Here is a 22,008-nt window from a genome sequence, read left to right on the forward strand (position 1 = left end):
CCTCCTCAGAAGACACGAATTAGCTTGATCTAGAGCGTTGCTCCGAGATGCCACGGCACGAATTCGTTATCGCCGTAGCCGAACTCTTCGCTCTTGGTTTTCTTGCCGGAAGCCGTGTCGATGATCAGGTCGAAGATCTCACGGCCCTTGGCGCTGATCGTGGCATCGCCGGTGGCGATGGTGCCGCAATCGATGTCCATGTCCTCCTCCATCGACGCGTAGAGTGCCGAGTTGCTCGACAGCTTGATCGACGGCGCCGGGCGACAGCCGAAGCAGCTGCCACGGCCGGTAGTGAAGGCGATCATGTTGGCGCCGCCTGCGACCTGGCCGGTTGCCGAAACCGGATCGTAGCCGGGCGTGTCCATGAAAACGAGCCCCGGAGCGGTCACACGTTCGGCGTAGCCGTAAACAGCCGTCAGCGGCGAGCGTCCGCCCTTGGCGACCGCGCCGAGCGACTTTTCCAGGATGGTCGTGAGGCCGCCGCGCTTGTTGCCGGGGGAGGGATTGTTGTCCAGCGAAGCGCCGTGCAGCGCCACATATTTCTCCCACCATGCGATCTTGTCGTCGAGCTTTCTGGCAACCTCGTCGCTGACAGCCCGGCTGCGCAACAGGTGCTCGGCGCCGTAGATCTCGGAGGTTTCCGACAGGATGGCTGTACCGCCGGCCGCGGCCAGCAGGTCGGCCGCAACGCCGAGCGCCGGATTGGCGGTGATGCCGGAAAAGCCATCCGAGCCGCCGCATTGCAGGCCGATGATGATCTCGCTGATCGGCAGCGCCACGCGCCGCTCCTTGCCGACGTCGTCTGCGATTTCCTTGAGCATGCCCATCGCGCGCTCGACGGCGCGCCGCGAGCCGCCAGCATCCTGGATGTTGAAATGGCGCTTGGAGTTTCCGGCGCCGCTCTGGCCGTAGAGAGTCAGCTGGTTGACCTCGCAGCCGAGGCCGATCATCAGCACGCCACCGAAGTTGACATGCCTTGTGTAGCCGGCCAGCGTCCGGTGCAGCACGGCCATGCCGTCGCCGGTGGAACTCATGCCGCAGCCCTGGTCGTGCACGATCGGCACGAAGCCGTCGATCCCTTCATAGTGCGGCAGGATCGTACGGTTCGCCTGGTCTGCGATCGCGCGACAGACCGTGGTGGAACAGTTCACGCTCGCGATGATGCCGATATAGTTGCGCGTCGCCGCGCGGCCGTCGGCGCGGCGATACCCCATGAAGGTCCGCGCGCGGTCGGCAGCACTTGCTTCCTCAGGGGCCGAATTCGCCGTCGCGGCAAGGCGGTCGTTCTCGAAGTGCAGGTTGTGGCTATGAATGTGATCGCCAGCCTTGACGTTGGCGGTCGTGCGGCCGATCGCCTGGCCGTATTTGACCACGGGTTCGCCAAGCGCGATATCGGTCAGCGCGATCTTGTGGCCGGGGTCGATCTTCTCGCGGGTCTGGATGCCTGCGACTGTTTCACCGGCCGCGATCGCAGCCGTTGCGACAGCAACATTGTCGCCTGCAGACAGGATGATCCAGGGGTCTTTTTTCAACAAACTTCTCCCTAAGGAAACACTCGCTGCATCGGCGAATGCGCATTGATTTTGTTTTTTATCTACAATAAACATTTTCAAGTCAACGGGATTATTGATCCTGTGGACGAGGGAGGCGAACAGCCGCACGCGATCCAAAATAAGATAAGGATCGCTGATAGATAAGCTTCTGCCATGCACCGAAGTCCGTTGGTCGCGGGGCCTTCGGGCCATGTCGCAGCAGAACAAGGCAGGGTGCGCATGGCTAGGCAAAATACGGTCTTCAAGGAGGCGTACAATCGTTATGCCGCGGCGTTGCGTGCAGACGAAGCCTTGCCGTCGGAGCCGGAAATAGCCGCCCAGCTAGGTATCAGCCGCAGCACAGCACGCGCGATCCTCACCCGACTCAGCGAGGAGGGGATCATCCGCTGGAACAAGCGGCAGAAAGTCGTTCTGCGTGCCCCGAGCGACGCCGATTTCTTTCCGTCGGAGGAAACGGATTCGCTCCACGACATCATCGAACGCAGCTTCATGCAGCGCATCCTGTCGGACGATGCGGCACCTGGGATGCAGATCAACGAGCTCGAGCTCGCCCGCGAGATCGGCACCGGCACCACAAGCGTGCGCGAGTTTCTCATCCGCTTTTCCCGTTTCGGGCTGATTGAAAAGCGTCCGAACAGCCACTGGATATTGAAGGGGTTCACTCGCGATTTCGCGCTTGAGCTCGCCGATGTGCGCGAGATGTTCGAGCTGCATTCGGCAGCCGAGTTCGGCAAGCTTCCCGCCGAGCACGATGCGTGGCGGGCGCTGGCCGAGATCAAGGCCGAGCATCAGGAAATATTGAAGGACCTCGACACGCGCTACAAGGAGTTCTCGGCCCTCGACGAGCGCTTCCACCTGCTGATCCATGGCGCGGCCAAGAACCGATTCATCGCCGATTTCTACGACGCGATCGCCATCATCTTTCACTATCACTACCAGTGGAACAAGGCCTTCGCCCGGCAGCGAAACGAGCGGGCCATTCACGAGCATCTCGACTACATCGCTGCGCTGGAATCGCGCGACCCTGTCGCCATCGACTTCTCATGCCGGCTGCATCTGCGGTCGGCGCGGCAGACCTTGCTCCAGTCGCTTCCGCAGGCAGGAGAGGGCGCGGCGGAGTGAGGCCGGCTATTCCGTGACGGGAGGCTTGGCCGGGCGTCCGATGCTTTTTACTCTCTCACGGGACCATTGGAAGATCACGTAGAGCACCGGGATCAGGAAGATCCCGACCATCGCCGCGCCCAGCATCCCGCCGAACACGGCGGTGCCGACGCCGCGGCGGCTGAGCATGCCCGCGCCCTCGGCGATCACCAGGGGAACGAGGCCGGCTATGAAGGCGAAACTGGTCATCATCACCGCTCTGAACCGTTCCTTTGCGCCTTCGACGGCCGCCTCGGAAATGCCCAGACCATGCTTGCGCCGCTCCATGGCAAACTCGACGATCAGGATGCCGTTCTTGGCAGCCAGCGCAATCAGCACCACGAGGCCGATCTGGGCGTAGAGGTTGTTGTCGAGGCCGGCGATCTTCAGCGCGAGCATTGCTCCCGCAATCCCTGCCGTGACCGACAGCAGCACGGCGACGGGAATGCTCCAGCTCTCGTAGAGCCCGACCAGGAACAGGTAGGCGAAGAGTACCGCAAGGCCAAGGATGATGGTCGTCTTGCCGCTCGCCTCGATTTCCTGCAGCGCGGTTCCGGTCCATTCGTAGCTGTAGCCGGGTGGAAGCGTCTTGGCTGATACGGCATCCATCGCGGCAATCGCTTCACCCGAACTGCGGCCCGGTGCCGGACCGCCGTTGATCGTGGCGCTGGCATAGTTGTTGTAGCGAACGATCAGCTGCGGTCCGAGGATCAGGCGCGCCTGCGCAAACGCCCTGACCGGCACCATCTCGCCGCTGCTGTTGCGGACATTGATGCGATAGATGTCGTCGATACGGGCGCGGGCCGATGCCTCGCCCTGGACGGTGACCTGCCAGGTGCGGCCGAACAGGTTGAAGTCGTTGACATAGGTGCTGCCGAGAACCGACTGGAGCGCATTGAACACGTCCGCGACCTGGACGCCGAGCGTCTGCACCTTTTCGCGATCGATATCGAGATAGAGCTGCGGCGTGTTGGCGCTGAAGGTCGTGTAGACGCGGTTCAGCACCGGGTCCTGGTTGGCTGCGAAAACGAGGCCACGGGCCGCCTGGGCAACTTCCGTAGCACTTCCGCCGCTGAGACTGAGCAGCTGGTATTCGAAGCCGCTGCCCGTTCCCAGTCCGATGATCGGCGGCAGGTTGTAGACGATGACATTGGCGCCTTGGATCGATTGCAACTGATTAGTGAGCTTGTTGATGAGGCCGTTGACCGACAGCGCCGGCGTTGTTCGCTCCGCGAAGGGCTTCAGCGTCATCACCAGCAGGGCCGAGTTCGATTTCACCTGGCCATCGAGCAGGCTGTAGCCGACGACCGACATGACGCCCTGGATGCCTTCGGTCTTGCGAAGAATGTCTTCCACGCCCTTAGCAGCCGCATCCGTGCGGTTGACGGATGCGCCCTCCGGCAGAATGATTTCACCGAAGATGGCGCCCTGATCCTCTGACGGAAGAAAGCCGGTCGGCGTTGTCTTGAACAGCCAGCCTGTCGCAGCGGCGAGCCCGACCAAAAGGACCAGACCGAGCACGGCGAACCGCACGAGACGCTTGACGATGGACGCATAGCCATCGCGCGCGTGGTCTATGCCTCTCAATATGTAGCCCATCGGGCCGCGGCGCGGACCGTGATGCGCCTTCAGGAACACCGCGCACAGCGCCGGCGAGAGCGAGAGCGCGTTGATCGCGGAAATCACCATCGACACCGAGACCGCCACGGCGAACTGACGGAAGAGTTCGCCGGAAATCCCGGGAATGAACGCCACCGGCACGAAGACCGATAGCAGAACCAGGGTGATGGCAACGATCGGCGCGGTAATCTCGGCCATGGCGCGCCGTGCCGCCTCGGCTGCCGAGATCGTTGGATCCTTCTCGAGATGGGCCTCGACCGCTTCGACGACGACGATCGCGTCATCGACCACGATGCCGATCGCCAGCACCAGCGCCAGCAGCGACACCGTGTTTGCAGAGAAGCCGAGGGCCATCATCACTGCGAAGGTACCGATCAGCGAAACAGGCACGGCGATGAGGGGGATCAGCGTCGCGCGAACGCTGCCGAGGAAGATGAAGACGACGATGACGACGAGAACAAAGGCTTCCAGCAACGTCTTGACGACTTCGTGGATGCTTTCTTCGACGAATTTCGTGGTGTCGTAGGTGATCTTGTAGCTCACGCCATCGGGGAACGACGGCTTGAGTTTTTCAAGCAGCTGGCCGATCGCCGCAGCCGTCGCGATGGCGTTGCCGCCGGGCGACTGGTAGATGCCGAGCACCGCCGCCGGCGTTCCGTCTTGGCGACCGATCTGCTCTGCTCCCTTCGGGGCAAGTTCGACACGGGCCACATCGCGGACCCGCACGAAGGAGCCGTCAGGCTCGGCGCGCAGCACCACAGCTCCGAATTCGTCGGTGGTGGTGAGCCGGCCCTTGGTCTGGATCGTCAGCTGGAATTGCTGGTCGGGCAGGGCCGGTTGCGAGCCGATGCGTCCGATCGCGGCCTGTATGTTCTGACCCTTCAGGGCGGTGACGATATCATTCGGCGTCATGCCGTATTTGGTCAGGCGCTCCGGGGTGATCCAGATCCGCATGCTGTAGTCCCAGGGGGTCAGCAGCGAGACGTCGCCCACACCCTTGATCCGCTTCAGGCCGTCGATGATGTTGATCGTCGCGTAGTTCGAGAGGAACAGCTGGTCGTGCTCGCCCTTCTCCGAGGTCAGCGCGATCAGCTGCATCAGGGCCGAGGACTTTTTCTTGACGCTGATGCCCTGCGAGCGCGCCTCCTGCGGCAGTTGCGCCTCGGCTAGGTTCACGCGGTTCTGCACGTTGACGGTATTGATGTCGGGATCGGTGCCCACGGCGAAGCTGACGGTCAGCGTGTAGCTGCCGTCATTGCCGCTGGTCGACTTCATGTAGATCATGTTGTCGACGCCGACGACGCGAGACTCGATCGGCTGCGCGATTGATTGCTGAACCACCTCCGCGCTAGCGCCCGGATAGGTGACCGTCACCGATACCTGCGGCGGTACGATGTCGGGGAACTGGGCAATGGGAATAAGCGTGAGGGCCACAAGGCCGGCGATGGTGATGACAAGCGAAATGACGACCGCAAGCCGTGGCCGATCGATGAAAATTCCCGAGAGCATGAGCTACGACCCCGATTTGGCTTCGGTCGGCGCGACGACCTGTCCCGGACGAACCTTCTGTATCCCTTCAGTGACGACCAGATCGCCGACCGCCAGCCCCTTGGTGACGGTGGCGTCGGATCCTTCCATCCGCCCCGGCACGATGTAGCGCACCTCGATCTTGTTTTCCTTGTTCACGACCAGCGTGAAAGGACCGCCCTGGTCGATCTGGATGGCCGATTGCGGCACTACCAGCGCGGATTCCGGCTTGTCGCCCTGAACGATGACGTTGACGAGCTGGCCGTCGATGAGGATGCGGTCGGGATTGGCAAACGTCGCCCGGACGGGAACCGCGTCGGTGCCCTGGTTGACGGTCACATCGACGAAATCGATCTTCCCCGGTTGCGAATAGCGGCTGCCATCGGCGAGCTGGACCAGAACCACGGCCGCATGGATCATGTCTCCGAGTTTGCCCGTACTGCCGAGTTTCTCCCGAATACCGAGAATTTCACGCTGCGATACGGAGAATGAGACATAGATCGGATCTTGGCTGACGACCGTCGCCAGCACGTTGCTGGATGGGCCAATGAAATTGCCGACGGAGTATTGGGAGCGACCGATGCGCCCGGCAATGGGTGAGCGGATATCCGTGTAGCTGAGGTTCAGCTCGGCCTGGGTAAGCGCCGCCTTGAGCTGGTCAAGCTGTCCCACCGCCTGTTGTTGCTTTGCCCGCGCCAGATCCAGTTGGGACTGTGGTGCAGCACTCCGGCTTACCAGTTCGGTCTGTCGTTTGACCTCCACCTCGGCCAGCGTCAGCAGCGCCTGTGACGCTTCTATGTTCCCCTTGGCTTGGGCAACGGCCGCTTCATACTGGCCTTTTTCCATGACGAAGAGCAGGTCTCCGGCCTTCACGTCCTGCCCCTCGGTAAACAGCTTCTTTTCGAGGAACCCATCGACGCGGGCGCGCAGATCCACCTTGTCTATCGCTTCGACGCGGCCGGTGAAGGAAACGGAGGGGCGAATGTCCTTCTCCGTCACTTTCATCACTGTCACGTTGGGTGGTGGGGGCGCAGCCGTCCCGGCGTCCTGGCCGACCGCCCCTCTGGCGGTTGCAATCATGGCAAGGGCAAAAATAGCCAGAGCAAAGGTTCGAGCGACGCCATTCCCCATTGCTTCCTCCAAAATCAAGAGTTTAGCCAAGACTGTATTAGCTTGGTCTGTCTCGCGGCGACTGTCAATCGCTAGCTTTTCTCGCCTCATGGTCGCATCAAGGCGATCGTTCCGGCAGGATATGCGCGCCGATGGTGTTGTCGGGCGATGCAATCACTCGCCTTGGAAGATTTCGCAAAGGACCCGCCCGATGCCTTCGCCGGTGCCACTGCGAACTTCGCGCCCGTTGCTCAAAAAACCGCTTGCATTTGGATTCGTTTGGGCGGCCCCATAGGCTGCCGCCACCATCGTCGATGTGGCCCAACCAGGGAGGAGTCTTCAAAATGGCAAAGGGTCAAATCAGAGGAAATCGCGAAGTACGCAAACCCAAGAAGGACAAGGCGTCGGCAAAAACCGCGCCTCATCTCGGCGCACAGGTTCGCCACGCCGCCGGCTTCGCGCCAGCGGGAAAAGTCGCCAAGTAAGTGCTGGGTCCTACGCCCGCTGCGCACAGTGGCGGGCTGGCCCATGGCGCGCAACGATCAACCAGCGTTTTGATTTTGAAGTGGAGAATGGTGCCGCTTGCAGGACTCGAACCTGCGACCCCATCATTACGAATGATGTGCTCTACCACCTGAGCTAAAGCGGCAATCCCAAGGTGCCGAACGATGCGGCCCGCGATTTGCATGGCGCTGATACAAGCATTGGCTGGAGATTTCAAGCGCCCTGTTACGTGTTTGGCAAAAAAGAAGGACGCTGTGGAAATTCGTGCCGGTTTCGTCAGAGGGCCAGTCTGGCGCGGGCGGCCAGATACTGCTGCTCCAACCGGTCGACGAGCGTGCCGACCGACTCGATCGCCTTGATGGCGCCGATGCCTTGGCCGCTGCCCCAGATGTCCTTCCAAGCCTTGGCGCCGCCGACCGCCTGCTCGAAATCCATCTTCGAAGGATCTGCCTCAGGCAGGTTGTCCGGGTCCAGTCCCACAGCCTTGATGGAGGGCTTCAGATAGTTGCCATGCACGCCGGTAAAATAGTTCGAATAGACGATGTCGTTTGCAACGCCCTCGACGATCGCCTGCTTGTAGGCGTTGGAGGCGCGGGCCTCTTGCGTCGCGATGAACGGCGAGCCGATATAGGCCATGTCAGCGCCCATCGCTTGCGCCGCGAGAATGGCCCCGCCATTGGCAATCGCACCGGCCAAAAGCAGCGGCCCGTCGAACCACTCGCGAATTTCCTGCACCAGCGCGAAGGGGGAAAGCGTTCCGGCATGCCCGCCTGCGCCGGCGGCCACCGCGATCAGCCCGTCGGCACCCTTGCGGATGGCGGAGTTGGCATGACGGTTGTTGATCACATCGTGCAGCACGATGCCGCCATAGGAATGCACCGCCGCGTTGACCTCCGGCACCGCGCCGAGCGAGGAGATGACGATCGGCACCTTGTATTTGACGCAAAGGCCGAGATCGTGCTCCAGCCGCTTGTTCGACATGTGAACGATCTGGTTGACCGCGAAGGGAGCGGCAGGCCGCTCCGGGTGCGCCGCGTCGTGGGCCGCCAGCTCTTCGGTAATCATCGCCAGCCAATCGTCCAGCTGGCTTGCCGGGCGCGCGTTGAGCGCCGGAAAGGCGCCGACGATCCCCGCCTTGCATTGGGCAAGCGTCAGCTCTGGGTGTGATATGATGAATAATGGCGATGCAACGACCGGCAGTCTGAGATTTTGCGTCAGGATCGGGGGCAGGGCCATGGGTCACCGTAGAAATTGACGTTTACGAAAACGTCAATTGAATAGCAGAGAGTTTCGCCGAGGAAAAGGCTGCTCTATCCGTTCGTCAAATATCGGCTATTGTTGTGTCCGGCGGTGCCGTCCTGCCGTTATCCCCTGCCTGCGCGTGGTTGAATGCGGTGCAAGGCTTGCGGTTTGTTGCGCTAGCGGTTACCGGATTTACCTATTGTTAAGGACTATGCCCAGTCTCAGAGTAAAGGACCGGACGTGAGCGGATTAGAAACGGCAATCAGAACGGCACTCAACAGCGCCGATCGCAACAATCCCGAAGTCCGAGCCAAGATCTATCAATCGGCGCGCCAAGCGCTGGAAGCGGGGCTGCGAAAGCAGGATATTACCGACGCGCAGGCGATAACGCACCATCGCCACCGTCTCGAGGCCACGATCCATATGATCGAGGCCGAGGAGCGGGAGCGCATTCATCCCCGCCAGGGCCCGCCTGAAGTTCCGGTGCCGCCGGTGGTGGACGTGCCGCCGCCGGTCGCCCATCGTCCGCGCCCTGATGCCGACAGCGTCTCGATATCGGGTGAGACCCGGGAATTTGCCAGCACCGATCCGCGTTTCGAAGACGAAGCCAGCCTTGCCGGCGTCCATGCAGAAGATGCCGACCATCTGGCGGCTGCTCCCGCCCGTGATAAGATTTTTGCCGCCGCGCCGAAGCCGGCTGCAGGCATGGATTTCCGTCCGGAGCGCGCGGCTGGTCGCCGCAAGCCGCGAAAGTTTTTCTCAAGGCTCCTCGTGTGGTGCGTGCTGCTTGCCTTTGTCGGCATGGGCGCGTGGTGGGCGCATACCTCAGGTCTGCTGATGAGTGCGGCCGAACGCGATACCAGCGTGGCCAATCCGCCTGCGACAACGCAGCCCGAGGACTTCGACGGCTCCGACAGCGAAGCCGCCAACTCTGGCGGCAACGCGACGCCGGTCACAATCGATCCGCAGAATTCCTTCTCTGCCGATTGGATCGAGATCTTCAAGCCGTCGGATGCGGACAAGATCACCAAGGGCGCAAAGTCGCGCACGGAGAACGTTGCGGAAAACGACGGCCCGGCCATGCGCCTGACGTCGCAGAGCGGCGACGCGGACGGCAATATTGCTATCAGCGTTCCGGCCGACGTGCTGCAGCAGTTGGCGGGAAAATCCTCGACCATTGCCATCACGCTGCAATCGACCTCGGACGAGCCGACGCAGATCACCGTCGAATGCGATTTCCAGTCGCTTGGCGACTGCGCACGCCATCGCTTCACCGTGAACCGCGAGAAGTCGGACGTGCTGCTGCAGGTCAAGTTCGATCGCTCGCTGGCGCCGAGTTCCGCAGGCAGTCTGCTGATCAACAGCGATCTCGACGGGAAGGCGCGCGGCATCAACCTCTACGCCGTTCGCATCCTTCCCGGCCAATAGGTTATTTCAGGAAACCCGGTCCCGAGCCGATGATCTTGTCGTCGAGCTTGCCGATGGCTTCCTTGTCCTTGCCGTCGTAGTCGATCGTCTTCAGCATGTGCCGGATGAGGTTCAGCCGTGCGCGGCGCTTGTCGTTGCCATGGATGACCGTCCAGGGCGCGAAATCCGTGTGCGTTTCCTTCAGCATGCGGTCGCGCTTCTCGCTGTAGTCGCCCCACTTGGTCAGGGCGGCGATATCCATCGATGACAGCTTCCAGACTTTCAGCGGATCATGCCGCCGGTCGTGGAAGCGCTTCAGCTGCATTTCCCGGCCGATATCGAGATAGAATTTGAAGAAGAAGATGCCTTCGTGCGCGATGGCCTTCTCGACTTGCGGTGCCTGCACGAGGAAGTCTTCGTATTGTTTCGGCGTGCAGAACCCCATGACAGGCTCGACACCGGCGCGGTTATACCAGGAGCGGTCGAAGAGGACGAATTCGCCCGACGTCGGAAACTGGGTGACATAGCGCTGGAAATACCATTGCCCGGCTTCCCGCTCGGTCGGTTTCGTCAAGGCGACGGCGCGCGCAAGGCGGGGGTTCATGTGCGCCGAGGAGGCGGAGATCGCGCCACCCTTGCCAGCGGCATCGCGGCCTTCAAAGAGAGCCATCACGCGCTTGCCAGTAGCTTGCAGCCAGAATTGCACCTTGATCAATTCGATCTGCAGTTTCCGGAGGTCCTCCAGATACTCCTCTTCCTTCAGTTTCTTGTTGTAGGGAAAGCCTCCAGATTTGAGCGATTCTTCGTCCACCCAGTCCGGCAGGACAGGATCGTCGACATCGAAAATGCGTGCCTTGCCGCGAATATCCAGTTCGACTGCTCTGCTTTCGACATCATCGGCCATGACGATCCTCCTGGGCTATGTTGCCGTAGGCGAACATATTTTCCGTTGAAAATCAAATAACTTGGCGTCCGGAACAGAATTCTGTGTGTTGTTTGCCGATCAATGTCGATCGCTGGCCCGGGTCGAAAATATCTGTCACGAATCGCAGCTATCAGGCAAAGTTTCAGGTCAGCGAAAAGCGCGTCGGCGTTTGCGAGGGGCAGTTGGAATACGAAAGACCATGGATACGAGGCTTGCTTGAACGCGTCCGTCGCGGGCGGCTCGCCTTGCTGGTGGCGCTGGTGATTGCGTTTGTTGCGTTGGTCGCCGGCATCAATGCGTGGGCCGTGCTTGGTCTGCTGCTGCTCCTGCTGATCGCGATCCTGTCACCCGCCAAGGCTGCTCCCAGGACGCCGCTCCCAGCGCCGACCGCAGAGATCGAGGCGCCGGTTGGTCGCAGCCTGCTGCCGGAGGTCTCAGCGACACTCTCGGCACTCGATGTTCCGGTCATGGTCCTGTCGGGTGACGCATCGGTCCTCTTTCAGAACCGTGCGGCTGAAAAGGCGTTCGGCGAAGTGGCGCTCGGCGCGCACATTTCTGCAAGCCTGCGTTCCCCCGGCATACTGGACATGGTGCGTGAGACGATCGCCACCAATGCGCCGAACCAGATCGAGCATTCGGAGCGTCTGCCGTCCGAGCGCGTCTATATTGTCCGAAGCTCGCCGGTCGAGCTTGACGAGAGCGCGGGCGAGCGTCTGTTCGTACTGTCGTTCCGCGACATCTCCGAGGTCCGGCGCATCGATCGCATGCGTTCGGATTTCGTCGCCAACGCCAGCCACGAGCTTCGCACGCCGCTCGCCTCCCTGCGCGGGTTCATCGAAACCATTCAAGGGCCTGCAAAGAGCGACTTCAAGGCACAGGAGCGGTTTCTAGGCATCATGTTCGACCAGACGACGCGCATGAGCCGTCTGGTGGACGATCTGCTCTCCCTGTCGCGGTTGGAGCTTAAGTCCCACATTGCGCCGGACCAGAAGGTCGACCTTGTGCCGCTGCTCGGCCACGTCAAGGACGCGCTTTTGCCGCTGGCGAAGGATGTGGGCGTTGAGATCGCCTTGCATCTTCCCGAAGGCAAAGCGGAAGTCATGGGCGATCGTGACGAGCTCGTCCAGGTCTTTGAAAATCTGATCGAGAACGCCTGCAAATACGGTCAGGAAGGAAAGTCCGTCGATGTCTTCCTGAAAAGCCAGCAGGGCGAGCCGGTGGAAGTGACTGTTATGGACAAGGGTCCCGGAATTCCGGCCGAACATGTGCCGCGCCTGACCGAGCGTTTCTATCGCGTCAACATCGAGGATAGCCGCTCGAAAAAGGGTACGGGGCTTGGGCTTGCCATCGTCAAGCACATCCTCACGCGCCATCGTGCGCGCCTGATCGTGAAGTCCGAAGTGGGCAAGGGAACGAGCTTTACCGTGCGGTTTTGACATAAAACCGCAATGCGGCTGCAGCGGCAGATATTTTTATCAAGTAAAAACAGTGACATAGGCTGTCACAAATGTTTCACCAAACTGACATAAAAGCTCTATGCATCGGGGGCTAAAGAGAGCGGGCCGCTGAAAAAGACGGCGCCGCCCAGGGGCCGTTCCAGGCCACACCCATACCGCTATATGCCCGGGAGATTGATATGAACGCTTTTAAACTTACGGTCGCCGCACTGGCTGCTTCCGCCGCTTTCGCAGGCGCGGCTGTTGCTCGCGACCAGGTCCAGGTCAGTGGTTCTTCCACCGTTCTGCCTTACGCAAAGATCGTTGCCGAAACCTTCGGCGAAACCTTCAAGGACTTCAAAACGCCGGTCGTTGAATCTGGCGGCACGGGCGCTGGCCTCAAGGAATTCTGCAAGGGCGTAGGCCCTGACACGATCGACGTTGCCAACGCTTCGCGTCCGATCAACGCCAAGGAACTGGAAGCCTGCAAGGCAGCTGGCGTAACCGACATCCAGGAAGTCAAGATCGGCTACGACGGCATCGTCTTCGCAACCGACGCTTCGAACCCTGACGTTGCCTACGTTCCGGCCGACATCTACAAGGCTCTGGCTGCTCAGGTCGTTGTTGATGGCAAGCTCGTCGAAAACCCTTACAAGAAGTGGTCGGAAGTAAACCCGGCTCTCCCGGCTGTTGATATCGCGGCCTACATCCCGGGCGAAAAGCACGGCACCCGCGAAGTCTTCGAACAGAACGTTCTGGCTGCTGGCTGCAAGGCTTCCGGCGCTCTCGACGTCATCAAGGCTTCGATCTCTGACGCTGCTGCCCAGACCAAGGCTTGCGTTGCAGTTCGCAAGGACGGCGCTGCTGTCGACATCGACGGCGACTATCCGGAAACGCTGGCACGCATCGCCGCCAACAAGACCGGCGTTGGCGTCTTCGGCCTGTCCTTCTACGAAAACAACGCCGACAAGCTGAAGGTTGCGACCGTCAACGGTATCGTTCCGTCGACCGAAACCATCTCCAACGGCACGTACCCGGTTTCCCGCCCGCTGTTCTTCTACGTCAAGAAGGCACACCTCGGCGTCATCCCGGGCCTGAAGGAATACGTCAACTTCTTCGTTTCCGAGCAGATGATCGGCCCTGACAGCCCGCTCGTCGAATACGGCCTCGTTGCCGCTCCGGACGCTGAGCGCGATCAGATCCGCAAGTCTGTTGAAGACGGCAAGACCATGTAATTGACTTTGCCGGCGCGACCTAGGTCGCGCCGGCATTGCCTTGTCGGCGCCTCGGCTCGGTAAGGCTGAAATTCTCCATCGTTGGAAGCCGGATCGGCCCGCCCGCCGTTCTGGTTTTTTGGGGCCAAGGGCCTGGGGACCTTATCGAATGAGTACATCCGTCATACTCTTGTGCCTCGTGGTGCTGGGCGCCGTTGCCTTCGTGGCAGCACGCAGCCGCGCAACGGCACTCGCCGGAGGCAAGTCCTCGGCATTGCATTCCAGACCCGGTTACTATGGCGCCTATGCCGCCATCTGGGCGATCCTGCCGGCGTTGATCGTCCTGTGCGCCTGGCTCGCCATCAGCCCATCCATCATCGAATCGTCCGTCCGCGGCGGGTTCCCGGATGACATCAAGGCTCAGCCTGCGGCCCAGCAGAACCTGAACTACGGCATGGTCAGCGCGATTGCGCGCGGTCTGCCGGCGTTGACACAGGAAGAAATCGGCGCGGGTGCCAGCGATCCGGCAGGCCTCCAGGCGAAGCTCGCCGCAAAGGGCGTTCCGCTCGCCGGCGAACCGCAGCCTTACATGATCGAAGCCGCCCAGAAGCTGAATGCGGAAAGTGGCGCTAGCCGCGCCGTGATGACCGCGATCGTTCTGGTCCTGGCTGTTGCGGGCGGTTTCTACGCCCTGCGCGAGGTCGCACCTCGCTTCCGTGCTCGCAACCGTGTCGAGCGCGTCATGCTCTGGGGCCTGCTGCTGGCATCGTCCATCGCGATCCTCACGACCATCGGCATCGTTCTTTCCATGCTGTCCGAGGCCGCCCACTTCTTCGCCGCCGTTCCGGCTGCCGACTTCTTCTTTGGCACTGTCTGGGATCCGCGCTTTGCCGGCGCCGGCAGCTCGTCCTTCGGTCAGTTCGGGCTGATCCCGCTGCTGCTCGGCACGCTCTACATCGGCTTCGTCGCCATGCTGGTCGCGGTTCCGGTCGGCCTGTTTGCCGCGATCTACATGGCGGAATATGCGGCTCCCAAGGTTCGCTCGCTGGCCAAGCCGCTTCTCGAAGTGCTGGCCGGTATCCCGACCATCGTCTACGGCTTCTTCGCCCTCGTCACCGTTGGTCCCTTCCTGCGCGACCTCTCCTCGCAGGTGAACGGCCTTCTGACCGGTAACTATACCAATTTCATCCAGGCGCAGAGCGTTCTGACCGCCGGTATCGTCATGGGCATCATGCTGATCCCGTACGTTTCCTCGCTGTCCGACGACATCATCACCGCCGTGCCGCGCGCTCTGCGTGACGGTTCTCTCGGCCTCGGCGCCACGCGTTCGGAAACGATCAAGAAGGTCGTCCTCCCGGCGGCGCTCCCGGGCATCGTCGGCGCGCTGCTGATGACCGCCTCGCGCGCCATCGGCGAGACCATGATCGTCGTGCTTGCCGCTGGTGTCGCCGCACGCATCCAGATCAACCCGTTCGAACCGATGACGACAGTGACGGTCAAGATCGTCAACCAGCTGACAGGCGACCTTGAGTTCACCTCTCCGCAGACGCTGGTTGCCTTCGCGCTCGGCATCACGCTGTTCTTCATCACGCTTTGCCTCAACATCTACGCGCTCTACATCGTGCGCAAATACCGGGAGCAGTACGAATGACGGATATTGTTTCCCCCGCAGGCGCAATCGTCTCCAAGGCACCGGCTCGCCGCGATATCGGCATCAAGCGCCGCTACGCCGCCGAGCGTCGGTTCCAGGCCTACGGCATCGCCGCCATCTCCTTCGGCCTGATCTTCCTCGCGATCCTGCTGACCACCGTAATCAGCAAGGGCTACACGTCCTTCCTGCAGACGGCGATCACGCTGCCGATCGAGTTCAGCGAAAAGACGCTGGACCCGAACAACAAGCGCGCCACCGATCCGTCGGTGCTGGTCGCAGCGAACTATCCCGTCCTGATCCGCGATGCGATGATCAAGACGCTCGGGATCAATGCCTCCAGCCGCCCTGACGTGCGCGACGCTTCGGCAATGATCTCCAAGGGCGCTCCGATCGTTCTCCGCGACATGGTGATGGCTGATCCGTCGCTGATCGGCAAGACGGTCAATGTCACGCTGCTCGCCGACGCCAACGTCGACTCTGCCAACAAGGGCCAGATCGATCTCAAGGTCGACGAGAAGAACCGCAAGGTGAACGACAAGCAGGTTGGCTGGATGCAGCAGCTCACGGCGAGCGGCACCCTGCACAAGCAGTTCAACACCGGCCTCTTCGTCAACGGCAACTCGAGCCGTCCTGAGGCAGCCGGCCTCGGCGTTGCTCTGATCGGCTCGCTCTATCTGATGCTCATCGTGCTCGTTCTCGCTCTGCCCATCGGCGTCGCCGCTTCGATCTACCTCGAAGAGTTTGCGCCGAAGAACAAGCTGACAGACCTGATCGAGGTCAACATCAACAACCTCGCGGCCGTTCCGTCGATCGTCTACGGTCTGCTCGGTCTCGCCGTCTTCATCAACTTCGCAGGCCTGCCGCGCTCCGCGTCGCTGGTCGGTGGTCTGGTGCTGACGCTGATGACGCTGCCGACCATCATCATCGCAACCCGCGCAGCGCTGCGCGCCGTGCCGCCGTCGATCCGCGCGGCAGCCCTGGGTCTCGGTGCCTCGAAGATGCAGATGGTGTTCCATCACGTCCTGCCGCTCGCGATGCCCGGCATCCTGACCGGCACCATCATCGGCCTGGCGCATGCGCTCGGCGAAACGGCACCACTGCTTTTGATCGGCATGGTTGCCTTCGTCGCCAATGCACCGGCCACCCCCATGGATCCTTCCACGGCACTGCCCGTGCAGGTCTACATGTGGGCCAACGAAGCCGAGCGCGCTTTTGTCGAGCGCACCTCCGGCGCCATCATCGTCCTGCTCCTGTTCCTGATCGTCATGAACCTCGGAGCTATCCTTCTGCGTCGTCGCTTTGAGCGCCGCTGGTAAACGGAGTAAACATCATGAACATGTTGACGGAAGCAGCAGTCGAGAAAGCGCTGGACCAGAAGATGAATACCATTCCGTATAAAATGATTGGCCAGGACGTATCGGTTTACTACGGCGAGAAGCGCGCGCTCTTCGACGTCAAGCTGAACATCCGCGAAAATACCGTGACGGCGCTCATCGGCCCGTCCGGTTGCGGCAAGTCCACGTTCCTGCGCAGCCTGAACCGCATGAACGACACGATCGACAATTGCCGCGTCACCGGCAAGATCACGCTCGACGGCGATGATATCTACGATCCGGATATCGACGTGGTCGAACTGCGCGCCCGTGTCGGCATGGTGTTCCAGAAGCCGAACCCGTTCCCGAAGACGATCTACGAGAACGTCGCTTACGGCCCGCGTATCCACGGCCTCGCAAAGAGCAAGGCTGACATGGACCAGATCGTCGAATACAGCCTGCAGCGTGCCGGCCTGTGGAACGAAGTGAAGGATCGCGTTCACGAGTCCGGCACCGGCCTCTCCGGCGGTCAGCAGCAGCGCCTTTGCATTGCTCGCGCCGTTGCGGTCAGCCCTGAAGTCATCCTGATGGACGAGCCGTGCTCCGCGCTTGACCCGATCGCCACCGCCAAGGTCGAGGAGCTCATCCACGAACTGCGCGAAAGCTACACCATCGTCATCGTCACACACTCGATGCAGCAGGCGGCTCGCGTTTCGCAGCGTACCGCCATGTTCCACCTCGGCAACCTCGTCGAGGAAAACGACACAGACAAGATGTTCACCAACCCGGATGACCCGCGCACCCAGGACTACATCATGGGCCGCTTCGGTTGATCTCCGGCAACGGTAACCCTCAGGACATTCAAGGATAAGCCCCATGGCATCGACACATATCTATTCCGCCTACGACGACGACCTGAAGTTCCTGTCCCGCCGTATTTCGGAAATGGGCGGTCTTGCAGAACAGATGGTTTCAGACGCTGTCCGCGCCCTGGTGAACGGCGACACGGCGCTCGCCCAGAAGGTCATTTCCGACGACGTGATCCTCGACCACGCCGAGCGCGAGATCGGCGACAAGGCGATCATCACCATTGCACGTCGTCAGCCCATGGCCGCCGACCTTCGCGAAATCATGGGTTCGATCCGCATCGCGGCCGACCTCGAGCGCGTTGGCGATCTTGGCAAGAACACTGCAAAGCGCGTCATCGCCGTGCAGAGCAGCGGCGTTCCCCGCAAGCTCGCTCGCGGCCTCGAGCACCTCTCGGAGCTGGCGCTTGTCCAGCTCAAGGAAGTTCTCGACGTTTACACGAGCCGTGCTGCGGACCGCGCCAAGTCGATCCGTGAGCGCGACGAGGAAATCGACGCGATGTACACCTCGCTGTTTCGCGAGCTGCTCACCTACATGATGGAAGATCCGCGCAACATCACCAGCTGCACGCATCTTCTCTTCTGCGCCAAGAACATCGAGCGCATCGGCGACCATGCGACCAACATTGCCGAAACCATCTACTACATGGCCACCGGTGCCCAGCCGGAAGGCGAACGTCCGAAGGACGATACCGCCAACACCGTCGGCGCAGTCACTGAATAATCGTTCCGCGACCGCGCCCCCAGGAGACCGAAACGAATGATACCTAAAGTAGCTGTCGTTGAAGACGAAGAGGCCCTGAGCGTGCTTCTTCGCTATAACCTCGAGGCCGAAGGCTTCGAGGTCGACACCATCCTGCGCGGCGACGAGGCCGAGATCCGGCTGCAGGAGCGCACGCCCGACCTTCTGATCCTCGATTGGATGCTGCCTGGCGTGTCCGGCATCGAGCTCTGCCGTCGCCTGCGCATGCGGCCGGAAACCGAACGTCTGCCGATCATCATGTTGACGGCCCGTGGCGAGGAGAGCGAACGCGTTCGCGGCCTGTCCACCGGCGCCGACGACTACGTGGTCAAGCCGTTCTCGACACCCGAGCTGGTTGCCCGCGTCAAGGCGATGCTACGCCGCGCCAAGCCGGAAGTTCTCTCGTCGCTCCTCAAGTGCGGCGATATCGAACTCGATCGCGAAACCCACCGCGTTCATCGCAAGAGCCGTGAAGTCCGCCTGGGGCCGACGGAATTCCGCCTGCTGGAATTCCTCATGGCGTCGCCAGGCCGCGTCTTCTCGCGTTCGCAGCTTCTGGACGGCGTCTGGGGCCACGACATCTATGTCGACGAACGCACCGTCGACGTCCATGTCGGGCGTCTGCGCAAGGCGCTGAACTTCTCCAATATGCAGGATGTGATCCGCACCGTTCGTGGCGCCGGATACTCGATGGAAGCATAGGCTTCCATCGATCCGCCAGCAGAGCGGGCCGCTGGGGGCTCGTCTTGTGGGAACGAGCCGCCGGCTCAGGCGTCTCGCGAAACGCTCGTCACAGCGGCGGCAAGGCCCGCCGCTGGACTGCTGAGGGGTCTGGGACCATCTTTGACCAGATCGGCTGCGCCCACCATCGACGCCTGGGCGAGAGCAACGGTCGCTGCACCCTCGCGATAAGCGGCATCTGCCGCCTCGGCAATGACCGCCAGATATCCATCACGATTGCCGGCCTTGAACAGATCCCATGCCCCGGGCACGAGGCGCACTTCGAACGCCGTTTGCGTTGCCTCGGCTGCCGTGGCGAAGAGTTGCGCCGTTGGTTCCACGGTGGTTTGAACCGCGCAGAGGAAGACGATCCGGCCTCCCGCCTGAACTGCCTGTTCCGCCAAGGCAGCGTCGACGCGAAGGGTGGGAACGGACACCGTGCCGTCCAATGCGTCCACCGACGGCCCAAGGGTCGAGCATGTGAGGATAACGGCATCAGCCGTCAGGCCGAGCGATCGCAGCAGCGAAGCGGTTTCATGAGCAATGTCGCGGGTGAGCCCACCCGACCGTTCGGCGTCTGCGAGCAGGTCGGGCCGGACCGCATGGACAAGCGTTCCCTCGGCGAGGCCGATCTCTCGTGCCGCGGCCTCGAATACAGCAACGTTGCTGTCGGCCGTATGTAGGCAGGCTATTTTCACCGCATACTCCAGTGCGCGCGACCGCCGAGCGGCAAGCACCCTATAGATACGCACCGTGCCTGGTACGGCATGCGAGCTTCCGCGTCTCGCAGTCAACAAAAAACGGGCCGCGAAGGCCCGTTTTGTATTCCTTATCCGGCTTCCGGATCAAGCGACCCGGTTTGCAGCCTTCCGGCGTTCGTTCACCGGCTGGTACGCCATGCGCTGGTGATAGGTGCAGTAAGGTGAGGAATCCGGGGATTCACAGCCGCAGAAGTGAAAGTCGTCCTTCAGCGGATCGCCGACCGGCCACTTGCAGGTGCGTTCCGTGAGCTCCGTCAGGCCAAGGCGGCGCGAGATCGGTACGACCACGTTGGCAGCAGGACGGTAGCTGACTTCTTCGATCGCATCGATGTCGATCTCTTCCTTCAGCATCGTCGCACCCTGCTGGCGGGTGACGGTGCGGGTGGCGGTGATCCGGGATGCATAATTCGGAGCGCGTGGCGCGGACGTGGCGCGCTTCGGCGTTCTTGTCGCCGTCGACGTGCCGCCGGCCTTGGCCCGGCCCGGCAGGCTCAAGCGGTGAACTTTGCCAATGACAGCATTGCGGCTTACACCGCCAAGTTGTGCCGCGATCTGGCTGGCGCTCAGGCCTTCGGACCACAGCTTCTTCAGTTTTTCAACGCGCTCGTCTGTCCAGTTCATGCCCCTGTCTCCGCCTTATTAGCGTTGGTGTAGGCAGAATCCTTCACCGTTGCCCCGGACGTATCCGAGGCAAGAAACGCTTGCTCGATTTTGGTGACTAGTTCCGCCGCATGCAGTCTAGTAATTGAGTTTTAACCTAGTGTGAGGCTGACTCCGTGACAAGAGTCGGTTGAATCGCGGGGAATCGAATTTCAAGTTTTCCCCAACTTGCTGGCGCGAAGAGTCATTTATGCAACATTAATTGTTGATAGATTTAGGCGCCCTGATTGCCAGCTTGACGCATGCACTAAAACCTCAGTTTTGTTGACATTGCAGTGCGAAAAGTAAATAGTGCTGCTCGCCGCCGAAAGGCGGCATTTTTAATTTTCTGGACCCGCTTTTTAGCCGGAGTCCGATGTAGCCAATGACAGGAGATCGCGCCATGGCTGAAGCCGCGCCGCTTTATGATACCTACTCTCGTGCCCCTTTGCGGTTCGAGCGAGGAGAGGGCGTGTGGCTAATCACCGAAACTGGCGAGCGATATCTTGATTTTGGTGCCGGCGTTGCCGTGACGTCGGTTGGTCATGGGCATCCTCATGTCGTCGGCGCGCTGAAAGCGCAGGCCGACAAGGTCTGGCACCTGTCCAACATCTATGAAATCCCGGGCCAGGAAACATTCGCAAAGCGCCTGACGCAGGCGACCTTCGCGGACAAGGTGTTCTTCACCAATTCCGGCGCCGAGGCACTCGAGTGCGCGATCAAGACGGCGCGCCGCTACCAGTTCTCCAAGGGTCACCCCGAGCGTTTCCATATCATCACGTTCGAAGGTGCATTCCACGGCCGGACGCTGGCGACCATCGCCGCTGGCGGGCAGGAAAAGTACCTGGAAGGCTTTGGTCCCAAGGCACCGGGCTTCGACCAGGTGACGTTCGGCGATGTCGAAGCGGTGAAGGCTGCGATCACAGCGGAAACGGCAGCCATCCTGATCGAGCCCGTTCAGGGCGAGGGCGGCATTCGTCCCGCGACTACCGAATTCATGAAGGCGCTGCGCCAGATCTGCGATGACAATGGCCTGCTGCTGATCCTCGACGAGGTTCAGAGCGGTGTCGGACGCACGGGCAAGCTTTTTGCGCATGAGTGGTCGGGTGTGACACCTGACATCATGGCTGTTGCCAAGGGTATCGGTGGCGGCTTCCCGCTCGGCGCCTGCCTGGCGACCGCTGAAGCGGCGTCGGGCATGAAGGCCGGTACTCACGGCTCGACCTATGGCGGCAATCCGCTCGCCATGGCGGTCGGCAATGCCGTGCTGGACGTTATTCTCGAAGACGGCTTCCTCCAGCATGTGCGTGACGTCTCGCTGGTGTTCCGCCAGGGGCTCGCCTCGCTCAAGGATCGCTATCCCGACGTCATCGAGGATGTTCGTGGCGAAGGGCTGATGCTCGGCGTCAAGGCCGCCGTGCCGTCGTCTGAATTGCTGCAGGCGATCCGCGCAGCGCAACTGCTGGCTATCCCTGCTGGCGATAATGTCATTCGTCTTCTCCCGCCGCTGGTGGTCACCGCCGATGAAGCCCGAGAAGGCCTTGCCCGACTGGAGCGTGCCGCCGAAAGCGTTCGCGCTTCCAAGATCAAGAAGACGGCTTGAACGGATAGGTGCCCGGCCTGACGGCGGGCGTAATA

At 61.4% G+C, this 22,008-nt stretch carries 18 protein-coding genes and 1 tRNA gene; 11 read left to right on the forward strand and 8 right to left on the reverse strand.

The window, feature by feature from the left end:
- Positions 1–29 precede the first annotated feature (29 nt).
- Entirely contained in the window at positions 30–1,532 is a 1,503-nt protein-coding gene (locus A6U87_RS00955; RefSeq protein WP_065689378.1) for a UxaA family hydrolase, read from the reverse strand.
- A gap of 240 nt (positions 1,533–1,772) precedes the next feature.
- Here A6U87_RS00955 and A6U87_RS00960 point away from each other — a divergent pair, with 240 nt between their 5' ends.
- Positions 1,773–2,675 carry a GntR family transcriptional regulator gene (locus A6U87_RS00960; RefSeq protein WP_065689379.1) on the forward strand — a complete coding sequence of 301 codons (903 nt, stop codon included), beginning with the start codon at positions 1,773–1,775 and terminating at the stop codon, positions 2,673–2,675.
- 6 nt (positions 2,676–2,681) lie between these two features.
- Here A6U87_RS00960 and A6U87_RS00965 read toward each other — a convergent pair whose 3' ends face one another.
- Positions 2,682–5,822, reverse strand: a complete 3,141-nt coding sequence (locus A6U87_RS00965) for an efflux RND transporter permease subunit (protein WP_065689380.1) — start codon at positions 5,820–5,822, stop codon at positions 2,682–2,684.
- 3 nt (positions 5,823–5,825) lie between these two features.
- Positions 5,826–7,061 (reverse strand): efflux RND transporter periplasmic adaptor subunit, encoded by a 1,236-nt coding sequence (locus A6U87_RS00970; protein WP_198928646.1) that lies wholly within the window; start codon positions 7,059–7,061, stop codon positions 5,826–5,828.
- A gap of 233 nt (positions 7,062–7,294) precedes the next feature.
- Here A6U87_RS00970 and A6U87_RS30020 point away from each other — a divergent pair, with 233 nt between their 5' ends.
- Positions 7,295–7,435, forward strand: a complete 141-nt coding sequence (locus tag A6U87_RS30020; protein ID WP_198928647.1) for a hypothetical protein — start codon at positions 7,295–7,297, stop codon at positions 7,433–7,435.
- A gap of 88 nt (positions 7,436–7,523) precedes the next feature.
- On the opposite strand, the gene A6U87_RS00975 is transcribed toward A6U87_RS30020, so the two are convergent.
- Both A6U87_RS00975 and A6U87_RS00980 read right to left on the reverse strand, forming a co-directional pair.
- A tRNA-Thr gene (locus A6U87_RS00975) sits at positions 7,524–7,599 on the reverse strand.
- Between the two features lie 131 nt (positions 7,600–7,730).
- Complete coding sequence (locus tag A6U87_RS00980; protein WP_065689382.1) at positions 7,731–8,690, reverse strand: nitronate monooxygenase family protein; 960 nt, start codon at positions 8,688–8,690, stop codon at positions 7,731–7,733.
- Between the two features lie 246 nt (positions 8,691–8,936).
- Here A6U87_RS00980 and A6U87_RS00985 point away from each other — a divergent pair, with 246 nt between their 5' ends.
- The gene (locus A6U87_RS00985; RefSeq protein WP_065689383.1) at positions 8,937–10,124 is read left to right on the forward strand and encodes a hypothetical protein; all 1,188 of its coding nucleotides are present in this window, start codon (positions 8,937–8,939) and stop codon (positions 10,122–10,124) included.
- 1 nt (position 10,125) lies between these two features.
- On the opposite strand, the gene ppk2 is transcribed toward A6U87_RS00985, so the two are convergent.
- Positions 10,126–11,007 (reverse strand): polyphosphate kinase 2, encoded by an 882-nt coding sequence (ppk2, locus tag A6U87_RS00990; protein ID WP_065689384.1) that lies wholly within the window; start codon positions 11,005–11,007, stop codon positions 10,126–10,128.
- A gap of 233 nt (positions 11,008–11,240) precedes the next feature.
- On the opposite strand from ppk2, the gene phoR reads away from it, so the two are divergent.
- The 7 genes from phoR to phoB all read left to right on the forward strand — a co-directional run bounded on the left by phoR (position 11,241) and on the right by phoB (position 18,952).
- Complete coding sequence (phoR, locus tag A6U87_RS00995) at positions 11,241–12,464, forward strand: phosphate regulon sensor histidine kinase PhoR (protein ID WP_065690193.1); 1,224 nt, start codon at positions 11,241–11,243, stop codon at positions 12,462–12,464.
- A 200-nt stretch (positions 12,465–12,664) separates the two neighbouring features.
- Entirely contained in the window at positions 12,665–13,699 is a 1,035-nt protein-coding gene (locus A6U87_RS01000; protein ID WP_065689385.1) for a substrate-binding domain-containing protein, read from the forward strand.
- Between the two features lie 148 nt (positions 13,700–13,847).
- Positions 13,848–15,329, forward strand: a complete 1,482-nt coding sequence (pstC, locus tag A6U87_RS01005) for a phosphate ABC transporter permease subunit PstC (protein ID WP_065689386.1) — start codon at positions 13,848–13,850, stop codon at positions 15,327–15,329.
- Positions 15,326–16,645 carry a phosphate ABC transporter permease PstA gene (gene pstA / locus A6U87_RS01010; RefSeq protein WP_065689387.1) on the forward strand — a complete coding sequence of 440 codons (1,320 nt, stop codon included), beginning with the start codon at positions 15,326–15,328 and terminating at the stop codon, positions 16,643–16,645. Before pstC ends, pstA begins: the two co-directional genes overlap by 4 nt.
- A gap of 14 nt (positions 16,646–16,659) precedes the next feature.
- Positions 16,660–17,475 (forward strand): phosphate ABC transporter ATP-binding protein PstB, encoded by an 816-nt coding sequence (gene pstB / locus A6U87_RS01015; protein WP_065689388.1) that lies wholly within the window; start codon positions 16,660–16,662, stop codon positions 17,473–17,475.
- Positions 17,476–17,518: 43 nt separating this feature from the next.
- The gene (phoU, locus tag A6U87_RS01020) at positions 17,519–18,232 is read left to right on the forward strand and encodes a phosphate signaling complex protein PhoU (protein WP_065689389.1); all 714 of its coding nucleotides are present in this window, start codon (positions 17,519–17,521) and stop codon (positions 18,230–18,232) included.
- A 36-nt stretch (positions 18,233–18,268) separates the two neighbouring features.
- On the forward strand, positions 18,269–18,952 hold the full coding sequence (gene phoB / locus A6U87_RS01025; protein WP_065689390.1) for a phosphate regulon transcriptional regulator PhoB: 684 nt from the start codon (positions 18,269–18,271) through the stop codon (positions 18,950–18,952).
- A 65-nt stretch (positions 18,953–19,017) separates the two neighbouring features.
- Here phoB and A6U87_RS01030 read toward each other — a convergent pair whose 3' ends face one another.
- Both A6U87_RS01030 and A6U87_RS01035 read right to left on the reverse strand, forming a co-directional pair.
- Complete coding sequence (locus A6U87_RS01030; RefSeq protein ID WP_065689391.1) at positions 19,018–19,668, reverse strand: aspartate/glutamate racemase family protein; 651 nt, start codon at positions 19,666–19,668, stop codon at positions 19,018–19,020.
- A 147-nt stretch (positions 19,669–19,815) separates the two neighbouring features.
- Complete coding sequence (locus tag A6U87_RS01035) at positions 19,816–20,352, reverse strand: GcrA family cell cycle regulator (RefSeq protein ID WP_065689392.1); 537 nt, start codon at positions 20,350–20,352, stop codon at positions 19,816–19,818.
- Between the two features lie 421 nt (positions 20,353–20,773).
- On the opposite strand from A6U87_RS01035, the gene A6U87_RS01040 reads away from it, so the two are divergent.
- Entirely contained in the window at positions 20,774–21,973 is a 1,200-nt protein-coding gene (locus A6U87_RS01040) for an aspartate aminotransferase family protein (protein WP_065689393.1), read from the forward strand.
- Positions 21,974–22,008: the final 35 nt, after the last annotated feature.

This window comes from Rhizobium sp. AC44/96, assembly GCF_001692185.1.
Classification (GTDB): Bacteria; Pseudomonadota; Alphaproteobacteria; order Rhizobiales; family Rhizobiaceae; genus Rhizobium.